Annotated in this window: 16 protein-coding genes; 9 read left to right on the top strand and 7 right to left on the bottom strand. The window is 54.1% G+C overall.

What is annotated here, in order from left to right; all coding sequences use genetic code 11:
- Positions 1-128 precede the first annotated feature (128 nt).
- Positions 129-608, top strand: coding sequence for a DinB family protein (locus tag H7F31_RS07730; protein ID WP_187103660.1), 480 nt, complete (start codon positions 129-131; stop codon positions 606-608).
- 192 nt (positions 609-800) lie between these two features.
- On the opposite strand, the gene csaA is transcribed toward H7F31_RS07730, so the two are convergent.
- Both csaA and H7F31_RS07740 read right to left on the bottom strand, forming a co-directional pair.
- Positions 801-1133, bottom strand: coding sequence for a chaperone CsaA (gene csaA, locus H7F31_RS07735; RefSeq protein WP_187103661.1), 333 nt, complete (start codon positions 1131-1133; stop codon positions 801-803).
- Between the two features lie 177 nt (positions 1134-1310).
- Positions 1311-2006: an alpha/beta fold hydrolase gene (locus tag H7F31_RS07740; protein WP_187103662.1), complete on the bottom strand. Its 696-nt coding sequence runs from the start codon at positions 2004-2006 to the stop codon at positions 1311-1313.
- A gap of 192 nt (positions 2007-2198) precedes the next feature.
- Between H7F31_RS07740 and H7F31_RS07745 the strand changes: the two genes are divergently transcribed.
- Positions 2199-3236, top strand: coding sequence for a LacI family DNA-binding transcriptional regulator (locus H7F31_RS07745; protein WP_187103663.1), 1038 nt, complete (start codon positions 2199-2201; stop codon positions 3234-3236).
- A 620-nt stretch (positions 3237-3856) separates the two neighbouring features.
- Entirely contained in the window at positions 3857-7039 is a 3183-nt protein-coding gene (locus tag H7F31_RS07750; protein WP_187103664.1) for an alpha-mannosidase, read from the top strand.
- Between the two features lie 110 nt (positions 7040-7149).
- Here H7F31_RS07750 and H7F31_RS07755 read toward each other — a convergent pair whose 3' ends face one another.
- Positions 7150-7965 (bottom strand): AraC family transcriptional regulator, encoded by an 816-nt coding sequence (locus H7F31_RS07755; protein WP_187103665.1) that lies wholly within the window; start codon positions 7963-7965, stop codon positions 7150-7152.
- Positions 7966-8621: 656 nt separating this feature from the next.
- Positions 8622-9629, bottom strand: coding sequence for an L-glyceraldehyde 3-phosphate reductase (mgrA, locus tag H7F31_RS07760; RefSeq protein WP_187103666.1), 1008 nt, complete (start codon positions 9627-9629; stop codon positions 8622-8624).
- 234 nt (positions 9630-9863) lie between these two features.
- Here mgrA and H7F31_RS07765 point away from each other — a divergent pair, with 234 nt between their 5' ends.
- Together H7F31_RS07765 and H7F31_RS07770 are read left to right on the top strand one after the other, a co-directional pair.
- On the top strand, positions 9864-11033 hold the full coding sequence (locus tag H7F31_RS07765) for a YecA family protein (protein WP_187103667.1): 1170 nt from the start codon (positions 9864-9866) through the stop codon (positions 11031-11033).
- 184 nt (positions 11034-11217) lie between these two features.
- The gene (locus H7F31_RS07770) at positions 11218-11802 is read left to right on the top strand and encodes a hypothetical protein (RefSeq protein ID WP_187103668.1); all 585 of its coding nucleotides are present in this window, start codon (positions 11218-11220) and stop codon (positions 11800-11802) included.
- A gap of 85 nt (positions 11803-11887) precedes the next feature.
- Here the strand turns inward: H7F31_RS07770 and H7F31_RS07775 are convergent, their stop codons facing one another.
- Positions 11888-12775: an AraC family transcriptional regulator gene (locus H7F31_RS07775; RefSeq protein ID WP_187103669.1), complete on the bottom strand. Its 888-nt coding sequence runs from the start codon at positions 12773-12775 to the stop codon at positions 11888-11890.
- Between the two features lie 196 nt (positions 12776-12971).
- On the opposite strand from H7F31_RS07775, the gene H7F31_RS07780 reads away from it, so the two are divergent.
- Both H7F31_RS07780 and H7F31_RS07785 read left to right on the top strand, forming a co-directional pair.
- Positions 12972-14054 (top strand): glycoside hydrolase family 172 protein, encoded by a 1083-nt coding sequence (locus H7F31_RS07780; protein WP_187103670.1) that lies wholly within the window; start codon positions 12972-12974, stop codon positions 14052-14054.
- 242 nt (positions 14055-14296) lie between these two features.
- Positions 14297-14677, top strand: coding sequence for a hypothetical protein (locus tag H7F31_RS07785; RefSeq protein WP_108994996.1), 381 nt, complete (start codon positions 14297-14299; stop codon positions 14675-14677).
- Between the two features lie 149 nt (positions 14678-14826).
- Here H7F31_RS07785 and H7F31_RS07790 read toward each other — a convergent pair whose 3' ends face one another.
- Entirely contained in the window at positions 14827-15519 is a 693-nt protein-coding gene (locus tag H7F31_RS07790) for a metal-dependent hydrolase (protein WP_187103671.1), read from the bottom strand.
- A gap of 207 nt (positions 15520-15726) precedes the next feature.
- On the opposite strand from H7F31_RS07790, the gene H7F31_RS07795 reads away from it, so the two are divergent.
- Entirely contained in the window at positions 15727-16710 is a 984-nt protein-coding gene (locus tag H7F31_RS07795; protein WP_187103672.1) for a phosphotransferase, read from the top strand.
- A 132-nt stretch (positions 16711-16842) separates the two neighbouring features.
- Here H7F31_RS07795 and H7F31_RS07800 read toward each other — a convergent pair whose 3' ends face one another.
- Entirely contained in the window at positions 16843-17706 is an 864-nt protein-coding gene (locus tag H7F31_RS07800; protein ID WP_315970554.1) for an SDR family NAD(P)-dependent oxidoreductase, read from the bottom strand.
- Positions 17707-17888: 182 nt separating this feature from the next.
- Here H7F31_RS07800 and H7F31_RS07805 point away from each other — a divergent pair, with 182 nt between their 5' ends.
- Positions 17889-18278, top strand: a complete 390-nt coding sequence (locus H7F31_RS07805; RefSeq protein WP_187103673.1) for a MerR family transcriptional regulator — start codon at positions 17889-17891, stop codon at positions 18276-18278.
- Positions 18279-18942: the final 664 nt, after the last annotated feature.

An 18942-nucleotide genomic window follows, 5' to 3' on the forward strand; every position in this document is an offset into this window, starting at 1 on the left:
GGATGATAAGTCAAGTGTAGTGGAGTCGTGTACCAAATTCAAGTTAAGATCGCGTTCGCCGCGTTTGAATTATCGGCCGGGTCATAATAGAATGGAGGGGACAACTTTTTGGGAGGGATCATCGACAAATGTATCGTACATCGGGTGACTTTATGGAAGATTGGGCAGCTTCGGCTGCAGGAACATTGTCCGTTATGCAGGCGATCTCGGATGACAAAATGAATGCGGCGATCGTAGAAGGCCATAACTCATTGAGCTGGCTTGCTTGGCACTTGGTGAGCACTGCCGGCGCGTTCGGCCGCTTTGCAGGCTTGAATGTTCCAACGATCGAGCGCGGCGCTCCAGTGCCGGCGACGATGGCCGAGATCGTCTCGCAATACGAAGCCATAATCGCGGCGTATGCCAGCGAAGGCTCGAAGCTGACGGATGAGTCGATGACGGAAGAGATCGATACTTTCGTGGGCAAGACGCCTCGCGGCAAATTTCTGCGCAAACTGGTCGATCACCAGACGCATCATCGCGGCCAGATGACCGTGCTGCTTCGCCAAGCAGGTCTCAAGGTACCCGGCGTACTGGGCCCGACGAGAGAGATGCAGACGCAGAACTAAGAAGAAGCATCGCCAGTCGAAACGATGGCTTCTATTTCAAGATGGGGGCTATGTGACGCTTGACGCTTGCTGAAAAGTGATAGATTGCCCCCAACTATAAAAACAGCGGCAGCCAAGAACGAATAAAATCCTTGACTGTCGCTATTTTATTAAGATATCGTTCTCCGTTAGGAGTTGAATGATTAAGCTAATTTATCCGATTTGTGTTCCATTGGGTATATTAACATCTGGTTTTAACAGTACAACGTCCCCTTGTTCTGGCACTCCGCCCAGAACCAAAACTTCCGAATTGAATCCCGCGATCCGGCGAGGCGGAAAGTTGACGACACCCACAATTTGTTTTCCGACAATACCTTCAGCCGTATATCTTTTCGTGATTTGTGCGCTGGAGGACTTGATACCAATTTCTTCACCAAAGTCAATTTCCAGTTTGATGGCCGGGACTTTGGCTTTTGCAAAAAATTCAGCCTTAATAATTGTTCCCACACGAAGATCGAGTTTTAGAAAATCATCAAAAGTTGCCATTCATAATTCCTCCTAATGTATAAGACCCTGCTACGGATTGAAAAGTGGAGATGGTTTCTCCCAGGAAGAGATAAGCTAGAATAATTGCCAGAGCTGGTTCCCCAATAATACCAGAACCAAGGAAGAACACCTAAAGGTTTTAGGGAATTCAGAATCGAACTGTCGTGTGCTAGCGCGTTAGTCTAATCCTACGCTCAATGTATCTAAAAAATCAGTTACGTCGGTGTAAAACAACTGTTTCTCGGGCCCTTTTAGGTTATGTCCAGACTGAGAGTACTCTTTTACTGTTATATTGCTGCACATTTTCTTATAACGATCAAGGTCGGTATCCGTAATTAACGATTCTTGAAGCTTGCCTCTCCCCACTAAAACAGGCATCGACAAAGACATATGATCTAAATTAATAAAAGCAGATTCTCTTTGGATACCCCATACCGCTTCAGGTCGGATATTCGCTGTTCGATTGTAAGGGATTAAATAGTTGTTTATATAATCTTCGGGCCAATCATGTGGCATTGCTCGATGCTCTGGAGGATAATCGCCAATAATTAACGAGTGTATTTGTTCCTTGTGTCTTTCAACGTAGCCTAAAGCATAAGAAACACCACGTGAATAACTAAATAAATGGAACGATGAGATTCCAGTCTGCTTTACGACTGCCTCAATATCTGATACATGTTCGTTCAGATTGTATCCTCTATCGGGGGTGTCGCTTTTCCCCCTGCCTCGAAATGATAGAATTATACTTCTTCTTGGTAGAACCGCCTCAAGCAAATCTAGATATTCTTCTGCTGTCTCGGACAGACCTGGACAAATAATCAACGGAACTAATTTCTTGTCGGATTCTTCTAATGAATCAAAATACTCGATCATAACCTTATTGTTAGATGCTTTTTTTGATAAATGTATTTAAACCACATCCCAAAGTTAAATTACTTTTTGCACACATATATTTTAGCACATATTGGAACTGCTCTCCCGTTAACGTAATGAAGCTACTGATCGTACAAAGCCCATTTACAGCGCTTATAACACGTGTTATTCTAGTGGCGAGGTGCAATCATTATGGCGAAAAGAACGACGAGCTTCGACGTCGCGAAGGCGGCCGGCGTGTCTCGCAGCGTGGTATCTGCGGTCATCAACGGAACGGCTGGCATCGGAGTCGGGCCGGAGACGCGCGAGAAGGTACTTAAGGCGATTAAGGAGCTGGACTACCACGTTGACGCTGGGGCCCGAGCGATGAAGACGGGTGTCAGCCGCTGCGTTGCGGCGTTTGGCGATATGAAAAATCCGCTGTTCCTTCAAGTGCTTGAAGGCATGCAGAGAGCTTGCGCGGAACGGGGTTATCATGTGCTGATTAGCGGTAAGGGCGGGGACGAGCGGGATCGGTTCGAGCTCCTCGATTTGTACAGGCAGCGTAGACTCGACGGCATTATCAGTCTGGATGCGATCCCGTTCGAGAGTCGAGAATGGCTGGATGCAGTGCGTAAGGCGAAGGTACCGTACATCTCCATCGAGGGTTATGCAGGCACGGCTGAAGCTTCCTCTATCCTCGTGGACTACCGGGAGAGCATTCTCGATGTCTTGGATCATATTGGCGCCATAAGCGGCTTTACTCCTGTATATCTGGATGCCTATCTGGAGGAGCCGGGATCGAACTGGGCTGAACGGGCGAGACGTTCCGCCTACGAGCGGTGGTGCCTTGAGAGAGGGTTGGTTCCGGTCGTCCACGAGTTGCAAGCCTATGACGAGGCTTGGATGCTCCGGTTTCTGGAGGAGCTTCGCGGGAGGGAGAACGGGAAGTTGCCGCCCATCCTCATCAATTGGTCGGTCAGCGCGTCGATTCTGTATCGGGCGGCTTGGAAGCTCGGAATCGCGGTGGGCAAGGATCTGTCCGTCATGGCAGGCGACAATACGAACCGAAGCAACGCGTTTATGGCTCCGCCGCTCGGCTGCGTCGAAATTCCCTATGCCGAAATGGGCGAGGAGGCGGTGCGCCGTCTGATCGGCAGCTTGGAGGAACCTGGTCAAGCAATGAGGCCGGAGAAGCTGTGGCTAAAAGCAACTATCGTGCCGGGAGAAAGTATGGCGCGCGATCGGTAGAACCGGCCAAACTGCAGCCGAGGTTGTCCGTTAAGTTGGCCGAGCAGACCTTATTCCCTGCCCAAAATCAGTATTTCCTGGTTGCTGACGAGTATAGGTTCAACTGGGAGATCGTCGATTCATTGTGTGCAGAATCGGTAATGAAGCTGCAATCCATCATCGCCAACGTGCTAACGGAAATGAGGGCCCTTATATGGATCGTTTGGCGTGATTTTAAAATCTAACGGAACTCGGCGACGTTATACGTGAGAAATTCAGGCAAGCCGCGGACTTTTGCCCTTCATAAGGGCTGTCAGTTCCATTAGATTTGCGAAGTGCCGCTTTTTGCTGAAATAACGCCTTTCAGTTCCGTTACAGTTGCTCCCGTTTACTTCTCAGTTCATTTCTTACCGGACACTTGCCTGCGATTTCATCTTTGCACAATGGATAGACAGCCTTGCTGGGTCCGTTAGAGAAAAATTGCCTACTTTCATCGATATAACGTCATTTTTGTCCGTAAGCCGTTAGAACGTAACGTGCACCGCCGCCGGTACAGAGTTGAATTACGAAAATTGCGGCGGCTTTTTTCAAGCATTGATAACACGTGTTATTAAATTAAACAATCGCAGGAGGAGATTACGATGTTTTGGATTATCGACAAGCTGCAGGAAAGAATCAAGGAGCTCGGGAAGCTCCGTTATCGGCATGTCATCGAGCTGGGGGAGTGGGCGATGGAGGTCGACGAGGAGCGAGCGAACGGCGTGCAGCGTGCGCCTTCAATCTCCCGTGAGAGAACGATGCGCAAGGGGGAGCGCTGGAAGGGGCGCGATCTGTATGTCTGGCTCCAGCGCCATGTCGAAGTGCCCGCCGAGTGGCAAGGGCAGAAGGTTGTAGGCGTATTCGATTTCGGTTTGACGGGCGCCGGCAACAACTCGGCCTTTGAATCGTTAATTTATGTCGACGGAGTCCCTTATCAGGGCGTCGACAGCAATCATCAGGAGGTCCTGCTCCCCGAGGATGCCGTCGGCCGCGAGCTGGAGCTTACCTTCCGCTTGTGGTCGGGCCTTGAGGGCGGAGGCGTGCCTACGGAGCAGGAGCATGAATTCAAGCGAGCCGATCTCTGCGTGTTGGATGAGGCTGCGGATGATTTGTTTTTCACGGGGATTGCTGCTCTGGAGACGGCGAAGGTGCTGGAGGAATCGTCGCCCGCAAGACAGGATCTGTTGACGGCGCTCGACCGCGCCTTCTTGCTGCTGGACTGGTCCCGACCGGGCTCAGAGGCGTTCTACGGAACGGTAAAGGAAGCGATCGCGCTGCTGAAGGAGGAGCTTGGAAAGCTGGAGTCCCGGCATCCCGTAACGGTACATGCGGTCGGCCATACGCATATCGACGTCGCTTGGCTGTGGCGGCTGACGCATACGCGCGAGAAGGCGGCCCGTTCGTTCTCGACCGTGCTTCGGCTGATGGAACAGTATCCGGAATACGTTTTCCTGCAGTCGCAGCCCCAATTATACGCTTATATAAAGAAGGATTATCCCGAAATCTACGAGGCGATCCGCGAACGGGTAAAGGAGAAACGCTGGGAAGCCGGCGGCGCTATGTGGTTGGAGGCGGACTGCAATTTGACGAGCGGAGAGTCGCTGGTTCGGCAGATTTTGTACGGCACGAAGTTTTTCCGCGATGAGTTCGGCGTGGAATGCGATTACTTGTGGCTGCCGGACGTATTCGGATATAGCTGGGCGCTGCCGCAAATTTTAAGGAAATCCGGCATTAAGACGTTTATGACGACGAAGATCAGTTGGAACCAATATAATCGGATGCCGCATGATACGTTCAAGTGGCGGGGCATTGACGGCAGCGAAATTTTGACCCATTTCATCACGACGCCGGAAGTGGCGGACGCAGGTGTCTGGTGGTATACGTATAACGGTCTCATCGAGCCGTTTAGCGTCAAGGGGATTTGGGATACTTACCGCAACAAGGACGTCAATAAGGAGCTGCTTCTCTCCTACGGCTACGGCGACGGAGGCGGCGGGGTCAACCGGCATATGCTGGAGATGCGCCGCAGGCTGGAGAATATGCCGGGCTTGCCTAAGGTCGTGCCGAGCAGGGCGGATGATTACTTTGAGAAGCTGCATGAGGCGGTCGATGGTACGGACCGTTACGTGCATACATGGGATGGCGAGTTGTACCTGGAGTATCACCGCGGCACCTATACGAGCCAAGCCTATAACAAGCGCATGAACCGCAAGCTGGAGCTGCTGTACCGCGAAGCGGAATGGCTTCAGGCGATGACTGCCGTGGAGAGCGGCGAGTGGGATGAGCAGTCGGCGGAGCGTCTCTACGAGGGCTGGCTGGCCATACTGCGCAATCAATTCCATGATATTATTCCGGGATCGTCCATTACGGAAGTCTATGAGGATGCCAAGGCGGAGTACGAGGAAGCCGAGCAATGGGGGCTGGGGGCGCGGGATCAAGCGGCAGGGAAGCTGGCGCGGAGCGCCGACTCCGGAGCGTTTGCTTTTACGGTATATAACAATGGGTCGTTCGAGCGTGGAGAGCTCGTGACCATTCCGAAGCGGGATGATGTCGGCCCAGCGGGCAAATGGACGATGACTCCTGGCGGAGAGGAACTGCAGGCGGAATATGTGGAAGGAGAGTGGCATGTACTGGTGCCGGGCATTCCTGCTCTTGGCGCGGTCGCATTAAACTTCGAGCCGGAGTCGGCCGAGCCGCAAACGACGGCAGCGTCTGCGTCTGCGTCAACCTTCCAATGGGATGGCAAAGTGCTGACGACGCCGTTTTATGCCATTGCCTTCAACGAGCAGGGGCAAATTGCAAGCCTGTTCGATAAGGAAGCGGGACGAGAGGTGCTTGCGGCCGGATCGAGAGGCAACGTACTGCAGGTGTTCGAAGACAAACCCAAGATGTTCGAGGCATGGGACATCGATTTGTACTATGGGGAGAAAATGCGGGAGATCGACGCGCTGGTCTCCTTGGAGCTGGTAGAGGCAGGCCGGCTGAAGGCGGTGCTGCGATTGGAGTGGACGTACGGGGATTCCTCTATCGTGCAGAAGCTTGCCGTCTATGCGAATAACCGCCGGATCGACTTCGCGACCAACGTTAACTGGCACGAGCAGCAACAGCTGCTGAAGGTGGCGTTCCCGGTACGGATTCGGACGACGGAAGCCACCTACGACATTCAGTTCGGCAACGTAAAGCGGCCTACGCACTGGAATACGAGCTGGGATCATGCCCGGTTCGAAACCGTCGGCCATCAATGGGTCGACCTGTCGGAGCGCGGATATGGCGTCAGCCTGCTTAATGACTGCAAGTACGGTCACGACATTAAGGACAACGTCATCCGTTTGTCCCTGATCAAGTCGGCCGTGTACCCTGACCCGCATGCGGATCAAGGCGAACATGTCTTCACTTATTCGCTCTATCCGCATCGCGGAGATTGGGTCGAAGCAGGCACGGCCGAAGCTGCGTGGCAGCTTAACAACCCGTCTTACGTCGTGGAGGGGATCTCTGCGGCGGCAGGCAAGTCGTTCCTGCGGCCAAGCGGAGCCCATGTCGCGATCGATGCGGTGAAACGGGCGGAAGATGGCAATGGGCTGATCGTGCGCTTGCACGAATATGCCGGCGCTCGCAGCATGGCAGAGCTTGGCAGCGACTATGACATTATTGCGTGGCAGGAATGCGATCTGCAGGAGCGGCCGATCGGCGAACTGCATCAAGATGGCGAGCCGATTCGTTACGAGCTGACGCCTTACGAGATCAAGACGTTCCGGCTTACGCTCGGCAAGCGGAAGCAAGCGTAATCGCCCTTCTGTACCGCGCGCAGCTCCCAACGAGTAGTGGGGCGGTGCGGGTGTCACCACAGTCCCATTCCGATGAACGCGCCGCGCCGCCAAAGGACGGCGTGGCTGCTTTACCTTGTGTTGCGGTATTCCGTAGGCGACATACCCATCGTCTTGCGGAACATCTTGGAGAACAGGAGCGGATCGTCGTAGCCTACGGAGCGCGCGGTATCGCCGACGGAGAGCGGGGTGGACGCGAGCAGCTCCCCGGCCCTCCTCATCCGGTATGCGATGAGATGCTGCTGAATGCTGCAGCCCATCTCCTCCTGGAACAGGGCGTTCAGATAGCTGCGCTGCAAGCCGACGAACCGGGCGATGGCGGCGACAGTCAGACGATTGGCATAATTCCTCTCGATCATATGGACGACTTGCGCGATATAACGATCCCGCGACCGCGTCTCCGGCGGGACGGGTTGCGGCGTCTGGGCTTCCACGACGGCAGAAAGCCATTCGTAGAGCAGCCCTGTCAGCCGGATGTCCCGGCCGGCCCTCATGGAGGCCGTTTCCTCCATTCTCCCGATTATGCCTTCATAATATTGTGCGTCCTCGGCCCGGAAGATCGGCTGTTCAACGGAGAGACCGGCTTGGCCGAGCAAGGTCGCGGCTTTGATTCCGTCGAAGCCGATCCAGCAGTAGCGCCAAGGATTATCCGGATCCGAGGCATAACGCGCGACAATTCCTGGAGCGATCAGGAAGCCTTGTCCGGGACCTAAACGGTATCCGTTGCCCCCGATCTCGAAGTTTCCTTCGCCCCCCAGGATGCAGTGGATTTTGTAATAATCCCTCACGCCCGGACCGACGATATGATTGGGCGAGCATTGCTCCATACCGAACTGAATCAGATGCAAGTCGAGCTGATGCAGGTTGGGAGGCAGAAATTCGATCATGGCGGGCAACTCCTTTCTATAATGATTTTACCGTATACGAGCTTCATGCCATACAATATTGTACGAATAACTGATCTTTGAACACGTACTTTAAGTGTCGCCGTTATAACGACAAGACCGCCGAAGAAGCTCCACGGCGGTCTTGTTGCTTTGTAAAGGACATGATGCTACTCCAAGACTGGTGAGCAACAACCAGCGACGCCGACTAACGGCCTATGCCGGCTAAAAGGAAAATCTCCCTCTAATCTCACGCTAGGCGCCCGTCATTCGGAAGTAAAGGGAAAATCACCCTCTAAATATGGCGGAATACGTCTGGAGCATCGATTTCACACGAATTAGAGGTCGGATTTCCCTTTATTTTGCCTATTGCGTGATGAATCGATGAGATAGAGGGAGGATTTCCTACTATATACCACGACAAAAGGGTGTTTTACGAAATGCCGAGTTTCAAAACTTGATTTGGCGAAAAAACTTGCCTCCAAACGTGTGCGCGCCGGAATGAAACGCACGGAACGCTAGCAGACGGCGCGGCCGAATAGCGTTGGCAAACGTCTCGGGTTGGCCAGACGACGAATAGTCGTCCGGGGTTCTCCGTTCGACGAATCGTCCGTCCGGAGTTTCCGTTCGACGTTTCCGTTCGACGTAACGCGGCCGGCTTACGCTTGCGCGCCGTCGCCCTTCGAAATCCGGTCGATCAGCTCGAGCTCTTCGACCGAGAACGTCAGGTTGTCCAGCGCGCGGACGTTCTCTTCGATCTGGCTGACCTTGCTCGCGCCGATAAGCGCGGATGTGACGCCGCCGTCGCGCAGAACCCAGGCGAGCGCCATCTGCGCCAGACTTTGACCGCGCTGCGCGGCCAGTTCGTTCAACTGACGGACAATAGCCAGCTTCCAATCCGGGATGCTGTCCTTGTTCAGGAAGCGGCTATGCCCGGCTGCACGGGAATCGGCAGGAATCCCATTTAAATATTTATTCGTGAGGACGCCTTGCGCGAGCGGCACGAAGCCGATGATGCCGACGCCCTCCTCGTTCATCGCGTTATGCAGGCCGTCTTCGATCCAGCGGTCCAAAATGGAGTAGCTGGCTTGATGGATTAGGCAAGGCGTGCCAAGCCGCTTCAAAATAGCCGCGGCTTCGCGAGCCTCGGCCTCCCTGTAGTTGGAGATGCCGACATACAGCGCCTTTCCTTGACGGACGATGAGATCCAGCGCGGACATGGTTTCTTCGAGCGGCGTGTCGGGATCCGGACGATGATGGTAATAGATATCGACGTAATCCAGACCCATGCGGCGGAGGCTTTGATCCAGACTGGCCACGAGATACTTCTTGGAGCCCCAGTTTCCGTATGGACCCGGCCACATGTCGTAGCCTGCCTTAGTCGAGATGATCAGCTCGTCCCGGTAAGGGGCGAGATCCTTTTGCAAGATTTGGCCGAAGGACTCCTCCGCTGAGCCGTAGGGCGGTCCATAATTGTTCGCGAGATCGAAGTGGGTAATGCCGGCGTCGAACGCTGCGCGCGCGATCGCTCTCCCGTTCTCGAACACGTCCTGTCCGCCGTAGTTATGCCATAATCCGAGCGATATGGCGGGAAGCTTGATGCCGCTGTTGCCGCAGCGGTTATATACCATTTCGTTGTATCGATTGCCATTAGCCGTGTAAGGCATGTTTGTAATCCCTCCGCAACGTTTATAATCATATTACTAAGCTTTATTATGATGCTGCAATAGAAGGATTCATATAGTGCGAAACCTGATCTGTATGGCATAATGCTTGCTATGTTCGCCGGCAAAAAGAGGGTTGCATCCATGTCTGCGCGTTAAGGCGTTATCTGTTATACTATTATCTTAGTAATTAGTATAAACAAGGTAAATTGTAAGCCAAACAAGGAGATTATCGTTATGCCAACAGTAAAACCGAACAAGATGACTTTGACGGAAATCCTGGGTAAGCTCAAAAAAGACGAATTGACCGAATTGCGCCAGGCGCTGGATGTTCGAGGCGTCAGCCAACTCAATAAAGCCGACCTCGCCAAACGATTGACTGCCGAGATCGTCGACAAGATAGAATACAGCCTGGAGCGAATGGACATCGAACGCTTTACGGTGCTGCAGAGCGTCATGAAAGCGCCGGGCGGCATTGTTTCTATAGAGAAAATCGACAACAATTATGATTCCATGTATTTTCAGCAATATGGTTTGCTCTTCCCGATGGACGATTATGTCTTTATGCCGCAGGAAGTCGTCGCGAAGCTGAAGACGCTGGATATGGACAAGCAGATGGACATGCTGAAACGCAACGAACGTTGGGCTAATCTGACGAGAGGCCTCCTGTTCTACTATGGATACATGGACAAGGAGACGTTAACCGGGCATGTAGAGAGGCTTACGGGCGAGCCGGTCGACGGAACGGCTTTCTGGAGAGTTGTCTGCGATCTGGCCTATTATGATTATAGTCTTAATTACGACGAAGAAAACGTATGGAACTTCATGTTAAAAGATCCGTCCGAGTTGATTGCCGAGCAGCAAAATCGCCCCAATCTTCCTTATTATCCATTTGCGGAGCCGGAGGTGATCCGTGCAGCCGCGCACGATTATGTGGATCGTCATGATGGCTACAAGAAGTTCGCGTCCGTCTTGCGCAAGCATTGGCGAGTAGACGCCAAAAGTCTGGACATCATGGCCGACGAAGCCGCGTCCGCCATTCAGAACGGCGCTTCGATGAATGATCTGTTTATTCAATTAATGGAGCATCTGGAGCTGGGATCGGACAATGAAATGAACGAGTTGATGGATGCGCTGGCGTCCTTCCATAATCATACGCGGATGTGGGTGCTCAAAGGCCATTCGCCGGAAGAGATGTCCGCCTACAGGCAAGGCGCCGGCCCGGTGCTGCAGCCCCAAGGCGCGAACGCTGCCGCGGTTGCTCCTCTCGCCGACCGTCCGGCACCGCTAGACATGCCGAAGGCCGACGTCTACAGCTTCCAGACGAAGCAGAAGATCGGCCGCAACGAACCGTGTCCTTGCGGCAGCGGCAAAAAATACAAAAAATGCTGCGGTGCCGGCGCGTAAGAAGCATATGCGTCAATAAACGGCCGGCAATAGATAATCGGCATCAAGGAAGAAGATCCAAGGACCGCCTGATAGGGGGGCTTGCGATCTTCTTTCTTTTTCGTCTCCGGTCGGGAACAATTGGGCGACGCGGAGCGTCTATACCATTACACAACAGGCCGGAGTAGAGAGGGGACGCTGGACGATGAACAGATTATCAGGACTCGCCTTGTTATGGCTGGCGGCGATTGTATTGTTGATAGCTTGCGGCGGGGAAGAGCGGCCGGAGGGGCCTTCTTCCACCACTAATCCGATTGTGGCGGAGCGGATGGACAATCCGAAGCTCGTGCATAAGGAAGAGCCGTTCGAGATGCGGCTCAACGTGGAGAAGACGACTTATAAGGCAGGAGAGCCCATTGTGCTATCGGCTTCGCTGACATACACCGGGGATGAGAAAGAGTTTACGGTATGGGGATCCAGCAGCGCCAAGGTCGGCTTCACTCTGACAGACGGGAAGGACTTCGATATGGACGGTGCCAGCACCTCGGATTTGACGCCCATGAAATTCGCTTGGGGAGAGACGATGGAGTTCCCGTTCGTGAAGAGCGGTGGCTACAGCTCCGATGATCCCGATGCGGAGTTCTGGAGAGCCTTCTACGCGGAAAAAGAGCTGAAGCTGCCTGCCGGACAATATTTGATAGCCGCGCACTGCAACTTCTCCTTGACGCAGGACGTCGTGGACAGTCACTATGACGGCGATGTGTATACAACGATCACAGTAGTGGAATAGGTACGACGGGAAGAAGGATAACGAAGGTTAGTCCTTCTTCGCCGCTGGACCGGGTATGGCCCGATGGTCTCGTCAGTCATCTGTTTCAGGAGGTAGCCGCCTCGCGATAGGCGCTGGGGCTGCGGCCCTCTTTGTTTTTGAAGGCGCGGCTGAAGGCGTGAATGCTTGGGTAGCCGAGCATATCAGAGATGTCTTGTACGCTGAGAAGGGAGTGCTTAAGCAGGCTGCGGGCCCGTTCGACCCGCATCTGCTGATGGAATTGGATCGGAGTAATGCCGTACGTTTCTTTAAAGCGCCGAATGAGATGATGCTTATTCAGATGGAACTGCTCCGCCAGCTCCTCCAAAGCCAGCTCGCGGCCGGCGTTCTCGCTTAGATAGAGCTGGATATCCTCGAGCCTGACGGAACCTTTCCCGCTTGTTCGCTTCAGTTGCGGGGCTTGCGCATCCCTAAGCAGACAGACGAGCAGCTCCAGGAGCAAGCTTTTTACCCGAACTTGATAATAGGGAAGTCTCATCTCTTGCTCGCGAATAATTCTGAACAGCAGTTCCTCGAAGGGATGGACGGTTTGGAGCCGGATCAGGCTGCCCAGCTTGAACTCGGGACCCGATAGCAGATCGTCGCGGAACCAGCGTTTCTCCTCCGGGGTCATATCCTTCTCGTGCTTGAAGGAGACGGGCACCTCGGAGCTGTCAAACGTTTCGTGCAGGTCGAAGTGAATATGGGGCTGATGCACGGGGCCGTGCTCCGGCACGCGGAGGACGTGTGGCTGGCGGGGCTTGAACAACAGGACGTCGCCGTTCCCCGCCACGATCGTCTCATGTCCGAATTCGACCTCGAGCGTCCCTTGCTTCACGTATAGCAGCTCATAATCCCATAACATTCGCTCGTCCAGCACCGAACCGGGATGGAGCCAATGATCCATGGCCACCCGCACATAAGGCGACAGCGTTTGTACCGACGACAGCTCCATCATTAACCTCCAGGACTTCCCTATTGTCAAAGTCTGCGACCTCTTGACTCTCCTTCCATTATAATCGCCAAAAGAAACTATACAATTGCTAAATCCGTTCTCCGGCATCCTCGTTATAATGGCATTATTGCGAATGCAGGCGCTTTCGATCCGCAAGCCGCCGGCATATAACAGATGACATGGAGGTTGATTGGCGATGAACTACGAATTTAACGGAACGGGAATGGGGCTAGGCAATCTGGCAAGACTTTCGAACGCGGTAACGCGGTCGGTATCGCCGGAAAATTTCACGGGAGAAAAGGGCAAAGGCGGAATGGCCACCGAAGGGGAGGGACTCGGTCCATCGGGTACGCTGGGACAAGGGTGGAAAATTTCGCCTTGCGTTCAAGTGGAGCCGGGCACGGCGTTTACGATGGCGGACATTGCCGGACCGGGCGTCATTCAGCATATTTGGCTGACTTGCCCCGTGGAATCATGGCGGCATTTGATCCTCAATATTTATTGGGATGACGAAGCGGAGCCTTCGGTTCGCGTGCCGGCAGGAGACTTCTTTTGCAACGGATGGTGCGAGCGCAGTCTTGTCAACTCCTTGCCGATCTCCGTTAATCCTGCCAACGGGTTCAACAGCTACTGGGAAATGCCTTTCCGCAAGCGGGCGCGGTTCACGATGGAGAACGTGGGGACGGAGCGGAAGGTGCTTTATTATCAAATCAATTATACGCTGACCTCCGTGCCGGATGACATGGCGTATTTCCACGCGCAGTGGCGGCGCAGCAACCCGCTGGCTTACATGGACGTGCATACGATCGTGGACGGCATCCGCGGCAAGGGGCATTACGTCGGCACTTATCTGGCCTGGCAGGTCAACAGCAACAACTGGTGGGGCGAGGGCGAGGTCAAATGTTACCTGGACGGGGACACGGAATTTCCGACGATCTGCGGTACGGGACTGGAGGATTATTTTGGCGGCGCATGGAACTGGGATATGGGAGGCCAATACGTCACGTATTCCACGCCGTTCCTCGGCATGCATCAGCATATTAAGGGGGACGGGCTGTACCGCGCCAACCAACGCTTCGGCATGTACCGATGGCATGTGATGGATCCAATCCGGTTCGAGACGGACTTCCGGGTGACGGTCCAGGCGCTGGGCTGGCGCTCGGGCGGCAAATATTTGCCGCTGCAGGACGATATCTCTTCCGTCGCGTACTGGTACCAGACGGAGCCGCATGTCCCGCATCCGGCGCTGCCGCATCGGGAGCAGCTGGAAGTGATTTGACGCTGCTGCAGACCCCATACACACGAATCACCCCCTTCACTATTCGATCATGGCGGGGGTGATTCGTGTTCCAGCAGGCATGAGAGCTCCTGCTCAGAGATGTTTCGGCCAAATCTGAGGATGTCCTAAGCTTCGTTAAGCTAACGGGCAGGATAGCAAAAAATAGGAAGAAATCCTCTTGTGCATCATGTATCAATAATTAGTAAAATTGGTACATGGATATAGAGAAGGGAGCAAGCCGAATGATTGACATGCAATATATAAACGATCTTGAGGCAGAGATGGATGTAATGAAGCTTGTAGATAATTATTATGAAATAAAATCAATCTTGCAGCAGTACCCTCAGGAACAGTGGTCATATGAAATGATTTTAGCATATGCTAGGGCATTGAATTATCTGCAAGATTATTCTGACCAGACCAATCCATTTGAACAAGCATACAGGCTGCTGCAAACTGTTTCTGATAAGGGAATTACGGACGCTGAATGGCATTTAATAATGGCTTCTGTTAGTTTTAATCTACAACTTTACGCTGGGGCAGTAAAACATGCTGAACAAGCAAATACGATCATAGCTGGCTGTGCTGATGATATGCTTGAACTGTACTCACAATATGACTAATTATTGCACCGCAATCAACAGTATTTTGTTACGCTAACGGGGAACGTTAGCTCAATAAAATAGCGACAGTCCAGGACTTTATTTTCTCGTCCTTGGCTGTCGCTGTTTCATTTTCTATGCTCACTGACAACGGATAGTGGAGGCCTGGCTCAGGAGTTCAGTTCGTAAGAAGCGCCGGGAGAGAGCGCAATCCCTTTCACGCCCTGCTCATCCAGAGCTTTCGCAAACTTGTCGGGATCCTGCACGATGCCGGGGAACGTATTGTAATGGATGGGGATAACGGCCTTCGCCTGCAGCCATTCCGCGGCCGTGAGCGCATCTTCCGGTCCCATGGTCAGCAGATCGCCGATGGGCAGGAAAGCAAGATCGATGTCGTGGCGTTCTCCGATCATCTTCATATCGCCGAACAAGCCGGTGTCTCCGGTATGGAGAAGCGTCGTGTCATTCCAATCGATGATGAATCCGCCGGGCATGCCCATGTACAGAATTTGGCCCTTCTCGACGATCATGCCGGAGCTATGGAACGCATGGACGAGCTTAACCTTGGCAAAACCGATGTCCAGGCTGCCGCCGATGTTCATGCCGATCGTCTTAAGTCCCTTCCAGGAGTAGTAAGTTGCAAGCTCGTACGTTGCGATAATGGTGGCGTCGTTCGCGCGGGCAATGGCTTCCGCGTCTGCTGTATGGTCGCCGTGCGCGTGCGTCAGCAAAATGTATTGCACCTTCACCTCTTCGGGTCCTGCGGTGGCCGTAGGGTTGCCTGTCAAGAAGGGGTCAATGATGACTGAGTGTTCATCTTCCGTAATTTGAATACATGAGTGTCCATGGTACTTGACGATCATTGCGATTCCTCCGATCCATGATTGAGTTGCAATTCGCGAAAGCCAAGCCGGTATAGCTTGGCCTTCTCCATTATATGTCATCCCGGCGGAGGCGCGCCAACTCAGGCCCTGCTCTGCTGCTCCTCTTTGTGCGGAATACGAGCAATTTCGGTCTCGGTCATGTACGATAGAAGGAGCTGTTCATTCGGGAGAAAAGGGGCATTTGAGATGAATGGGGAGGAAGAGCTTGCAGCGCTGCTAGACATTGAATTCGGTATCCGATTTATCCGCGCAACTCCTATCGACAAGGGCTGGCTTAACGTGAAGTGGAAGATCGATACGGATCAAGGCCCGCTATTCGCAAAATATTATCATCCCGACCGGTACAAGCTTCATGCCCGCCCGGATCGCAAGGCGGCCATCGAGCGGACGCTGGAGCTGCAGAACGGACTTCACGCTGCCGGTGTTGCTTGCCCTCGAGTGCGAACGCCCGACGACCGGCATCTGATGGTGACGCCGTCGGGGATGCATGTCGCGTTTATGGACTGGGTGGAAGGCGAGACCGTGCAGGCTGGCAGCATGAATGACAACCAGCTTAACAGTCTGGGGCAATCGACGGGACGCATGCACGTTTGGCTGTCGCATGTGCCGCCTTTGAGCAAGCCAGCATGGGAACCGGACCGTGCGGCTTACCTGATAGAGTGGGAAGAAAACCGGAATACGGCGGCCGCGGCAGGCGACGAGATCGTGCTGGATTGGCTGGACCGCTCGCGCGCTATCGTAGAAGCCGCGGACTTCGGCGAGTTCGCGGCAAGTCGGCAGGGCTGGCTGCACTGGGATTTGTGGGTAGACAACATCCTGCTGAGCGACAGAAAAGTCGCAGGCATCGTCGACTTCGATCGGATGACGATGGCTTATCCGGAGATCGACGTTGCGAGGGCCATCCTGTCCGGAGCGTTGCAAGAAGACGGGGGACTGCGCATAGACGGAGTTCGCGCGTTTATGGACGGTTATCGCGAGCACGCAGCGGCATCAGGCGAATTGTTGGTTCGAGCGATTCGCATGCTCTATCTGATCGAATCCATCTGGTGGCTGCGCACGGAGGTTCGCGTCGAGAGCGAGCTGCGCGAATTGCTGGCGCGATTTCTTAGGGAGCTGCGCTGGATTGAGGGTCATTGGCGGGAGCTGCCGGAGCTTCTGGAGCGCGTATAGGTAGATTGAACTGGGGCATGTGGAGAGCAAACGGGGAAGCATGCGGCTTCTCGCAGCTCGTCTCCAGACTAGCTTTCCACAGGTGCCGCTGCCTCGATACGCCGGATATGGTAGCTCGTCTCAGGCGGCATATCAGCCCTGCTTCAAATATTCCTTGCGGTAAATCTCGTCCACCTGCCGCAAAATGGCAGGGCCATGCTGCCGGAACTTCAAAGCCCTCGGAGCTCCTTTGGATACGAATGTGCCGGCTGCATGCCGAGCTGCGCCTGCCGCACCGTCGCGAAGCCTTGCCGCGCCGTGCGTCGGAGGCGGGAAAAACAGCCTCATCAACAATTGGACGGGCAAAGGCAGGCCCCCGCTATTGCTGCTTCTAATCGTATTGTTGCCGCCGGGATCGACGCTGAGAAGCCGGATGCCTTCGGCCTCTGCGGCCACCGCGTGTTCCTGTGTCCATAACGACAGGGCCAGCTTGGAGTCGGCATAGGGGCCAAGCAGCTTCTTGAAGGATTCCGGGGAGGCCAGCTTCCCGGGATCCAGACGTTTGACCATCGCGGCCGCATTCGACGAAGTGCCCACGACGGTAGGCCTATCGCCTTGCAGCAGCAGCTCCTTAAGCTCGTTGTAGATAATGTACGGCACGACGGTATGCAGCTCGTAATGAAGCTCGCGTCCTTGCCTGGAGTAGAGCAGCTCGGAGAAGCTGCCTCCCGCGTTGTTGTAGAGGACGTCGACTCGGGTTTCATGCGCGCGGATTTCTTCCATCACCTTCCTTAGGCTCGCGTAATCGGAGAGATCCCCGCGGTATGTTCTGAGCTTGGAAGTCCGCAGCATCCCGTTCAGCAGCTCATCGTCCTTGGGGAGCTCCGAACGGTTGAGGGCAATGACCTGCCAGCCTTCCTTCAGCAGCAAGCGGGCGAGCTCCAGGCCAATGCCGTGGCTAGCGCCGGTAATAAGCGCTACCCGTTCGTTTTGGTTGCTTTTTGTCATCGTGGTCATAGAGTATCATGCCTCCTTCATGGCGGTTGGTCGCAGATGCGATTAATTAGATGCATTGTAGAACTTGGATCTGACTTCAAGTCAAGGGATTTTTTTGAAAGGGATTGGAAGCTTGACTTGGAGCTGGCTCCAACTTATATAATCGGAAGAATACGATGAATCGGAGCAAGGAGAGAGCTGAGATGAACGCAGAACGAACCTATACGATTGCGCAGGCCTCGTCGCATACCGGATTATCGGGGGATACGATTCGTTACTATGAGCGAATACAGCTCCTGCCGCCGCCGGTAAGGAAGGAGAACGGTCACCGCCGTTATACGGATGATGACATTGCCACGATGAAGCTGCTGCTCTGCCTAAAGAAGACGGGATTGTCGCTGGAGGAGATGAAGCCATTCCTGGGCATCTCGCTCGACGGCGATCTGACGGAACATCAGGACTTGATCGACATGATGGAAAGCCATAGGGAGAAGGTCCGCGCGCAGATGGAGGAACTGGCCAAGGTCGTGGCCTTCATCGACGAGAAGCTCGGCAATCGTTCGCTTGCGAATCCGGGCTGCGAAGGGAATTGACAATTCCGGTCAATGAGAATAGAATGAATGACAAATCCAAAGGCAATGATCAAGGACATGAATGATTGCACATACCGCCCAGAGAGAGGGGACCCGGCTGAAAGCCCCTTAGGTCATGACATTCGTTTACCGCCTTGCAGCCGCAAGTTTGAAATTCCGCCAGCGAGGCCTCGCCGCCGGAAGTGTAAGGCTTGCCGGGTATTCCCGTTACAGAAAACACAAGGATTCGTCTGGCGGTTCTCCGCCGCGAAGACGAATTGAATTTGGGTGGAACCACGAGCGCGCTCGTCCCTTTGCGGATGAGGCGCTTTTTTTGATTTCTACGAACGGAGCGCCTCATCCATCGATAAGACCAACAACATACCAATCGGCTATAACCAAGGACATGTGCGGCTTACGCATGCCGACAGAGAGAGGGGCCACGTGCTGAAAGCCCCTTCGGACATGGAAGACGCGTACCCCCTTGCAGCCGCGATTCGGAAATCCGTGCGCTCCGCGCAGGCAACGGAGACTATGAACCGCCGGGAGTTCCCGTTACAGAACGTCGAAGGATTCGTTCGGCGGTGTTACGCCGGCTGCCGATAGTCGCAATGCCGAGGGGGGATATTCCGCCCGGCGTTCCGATCGGCGCAGAGAACGGATCGAACTTTGGGTGGAACCACGA

The sequence above is a fragment of the Paenibacillus sp. PAMC21692 genome (assembly GCF_014303795.1).
Classification (GTDB): Bacteria; Bacillota; Bacilli; order Paenibacillales; family Paenibacillaceae; genus Pristimantibacillus; species Pristimantibacillus agaridevorans.

Coding starts and splice junctions, on each gene's coding strand:
- mgrA (WP_187103666.1), bottom strand. CDS start 9,629: ATGCCTTACACGGCTAATGGCAATCGATACAACGAAATGGTATATAAC.
- csaA (WP_187103661.1), bottom strand. CDS start 1,133: ATGGCAACTTTTGATGATTTTCTAAAACTCGATCTTCGTGTGGGAACA.
- H7F31_RS07780 (WP_187103670.1), top strand. CDS start 12,972: ATGAACTACGAATTTAACGGAACGGGAATGGGGCTAGGCAATCTGGCA.
- H7F31_RS07745 (WP_187103663.1), top strand. CDS start 2,199: ATGGCGAAAAGAACGACGAGCTTCGACGTCGCGAAGGCGGCCGGCGTG.
- H7F31_RS07755 (WP_187103665.1), bottom strand. CDS start 7,965: ATGATCGAATTTCTGCCTCCCAACCTGCATCAGCTCGACTTGCATCTG.
- H7F31_RS07775 (WP_187103669.1), bottom strand. CDS start 12,775: ATGGAGCTGTCGTCGGTACAAACGCTGTCGCCTTATGTGCGGGTGGCC.
- H7F31_RS07765 (WP_187103667.1), top strand. CDS start 9,864: ATGCCAACAGTAAAACCGAACAAGATGACTTTGACGGAAATCCTGGGT.
- H7F31_RS07750 (WP_187103664.1), top strand. CDS start 3,857: ATGTTTTGGATTATCGACAAGCTGCAGGAAAGAATCAAGGAGCTCGGG.
- H7F31_RS07770 (WP_187103668.1), top strand. CDS start 11,218: ATGAACAGATTATCAGGACTCGCCTTGTTATGGCTGGCGGCGATTGTA.
- H7F31_RS07790 (WP_187103671.1), bottom strand. CDS start 15,519: ATGATCGTCAAGTACCATGGACACTCATGTATTCAAATTACGGAAGAT.
- H7F31_RS07795 (WP_187103672.1), top strand. CDS start 15,727: ATGAATGGGGAGGAAGAGCTTGCAGCGCTGCTAGACATTGAATTCGGT.
- H7F31_RS07800 (WP_315970554.1), bottom strand. CDS start 17,706: ATGACCACGATGACAAAAAGCAACCAAAACGAACGGGTAGCGCTTATT.
- H7F31_RS07785 (WP_108994996.1), top strand. CDS start 14,297: ATGATTGACATGCAATATATAAACGATCTTGAGGCAGAGATGGATGTA.
- H7F31_RS07740 (WP_187103662.1), bottom strand. CDS start 2,006: ATGATCGAGTATTTTGATTCATTAGAAGAATCCGACAAGAAATTAGTT.
- H7F31_RS07805 (WP_187103673.1), top strand. CDS start 17,889: ATGAACGCAGAACGAACCTATACGATTGCGCAGGCCTCGTCGCATACC.
- H7F31_RS07730 (WP_187103660.1), top strand. CDS start 129: ATGTATCGTACATCGGGTGACTTTATGGAAGATTGGGCAGCTTCGGCT.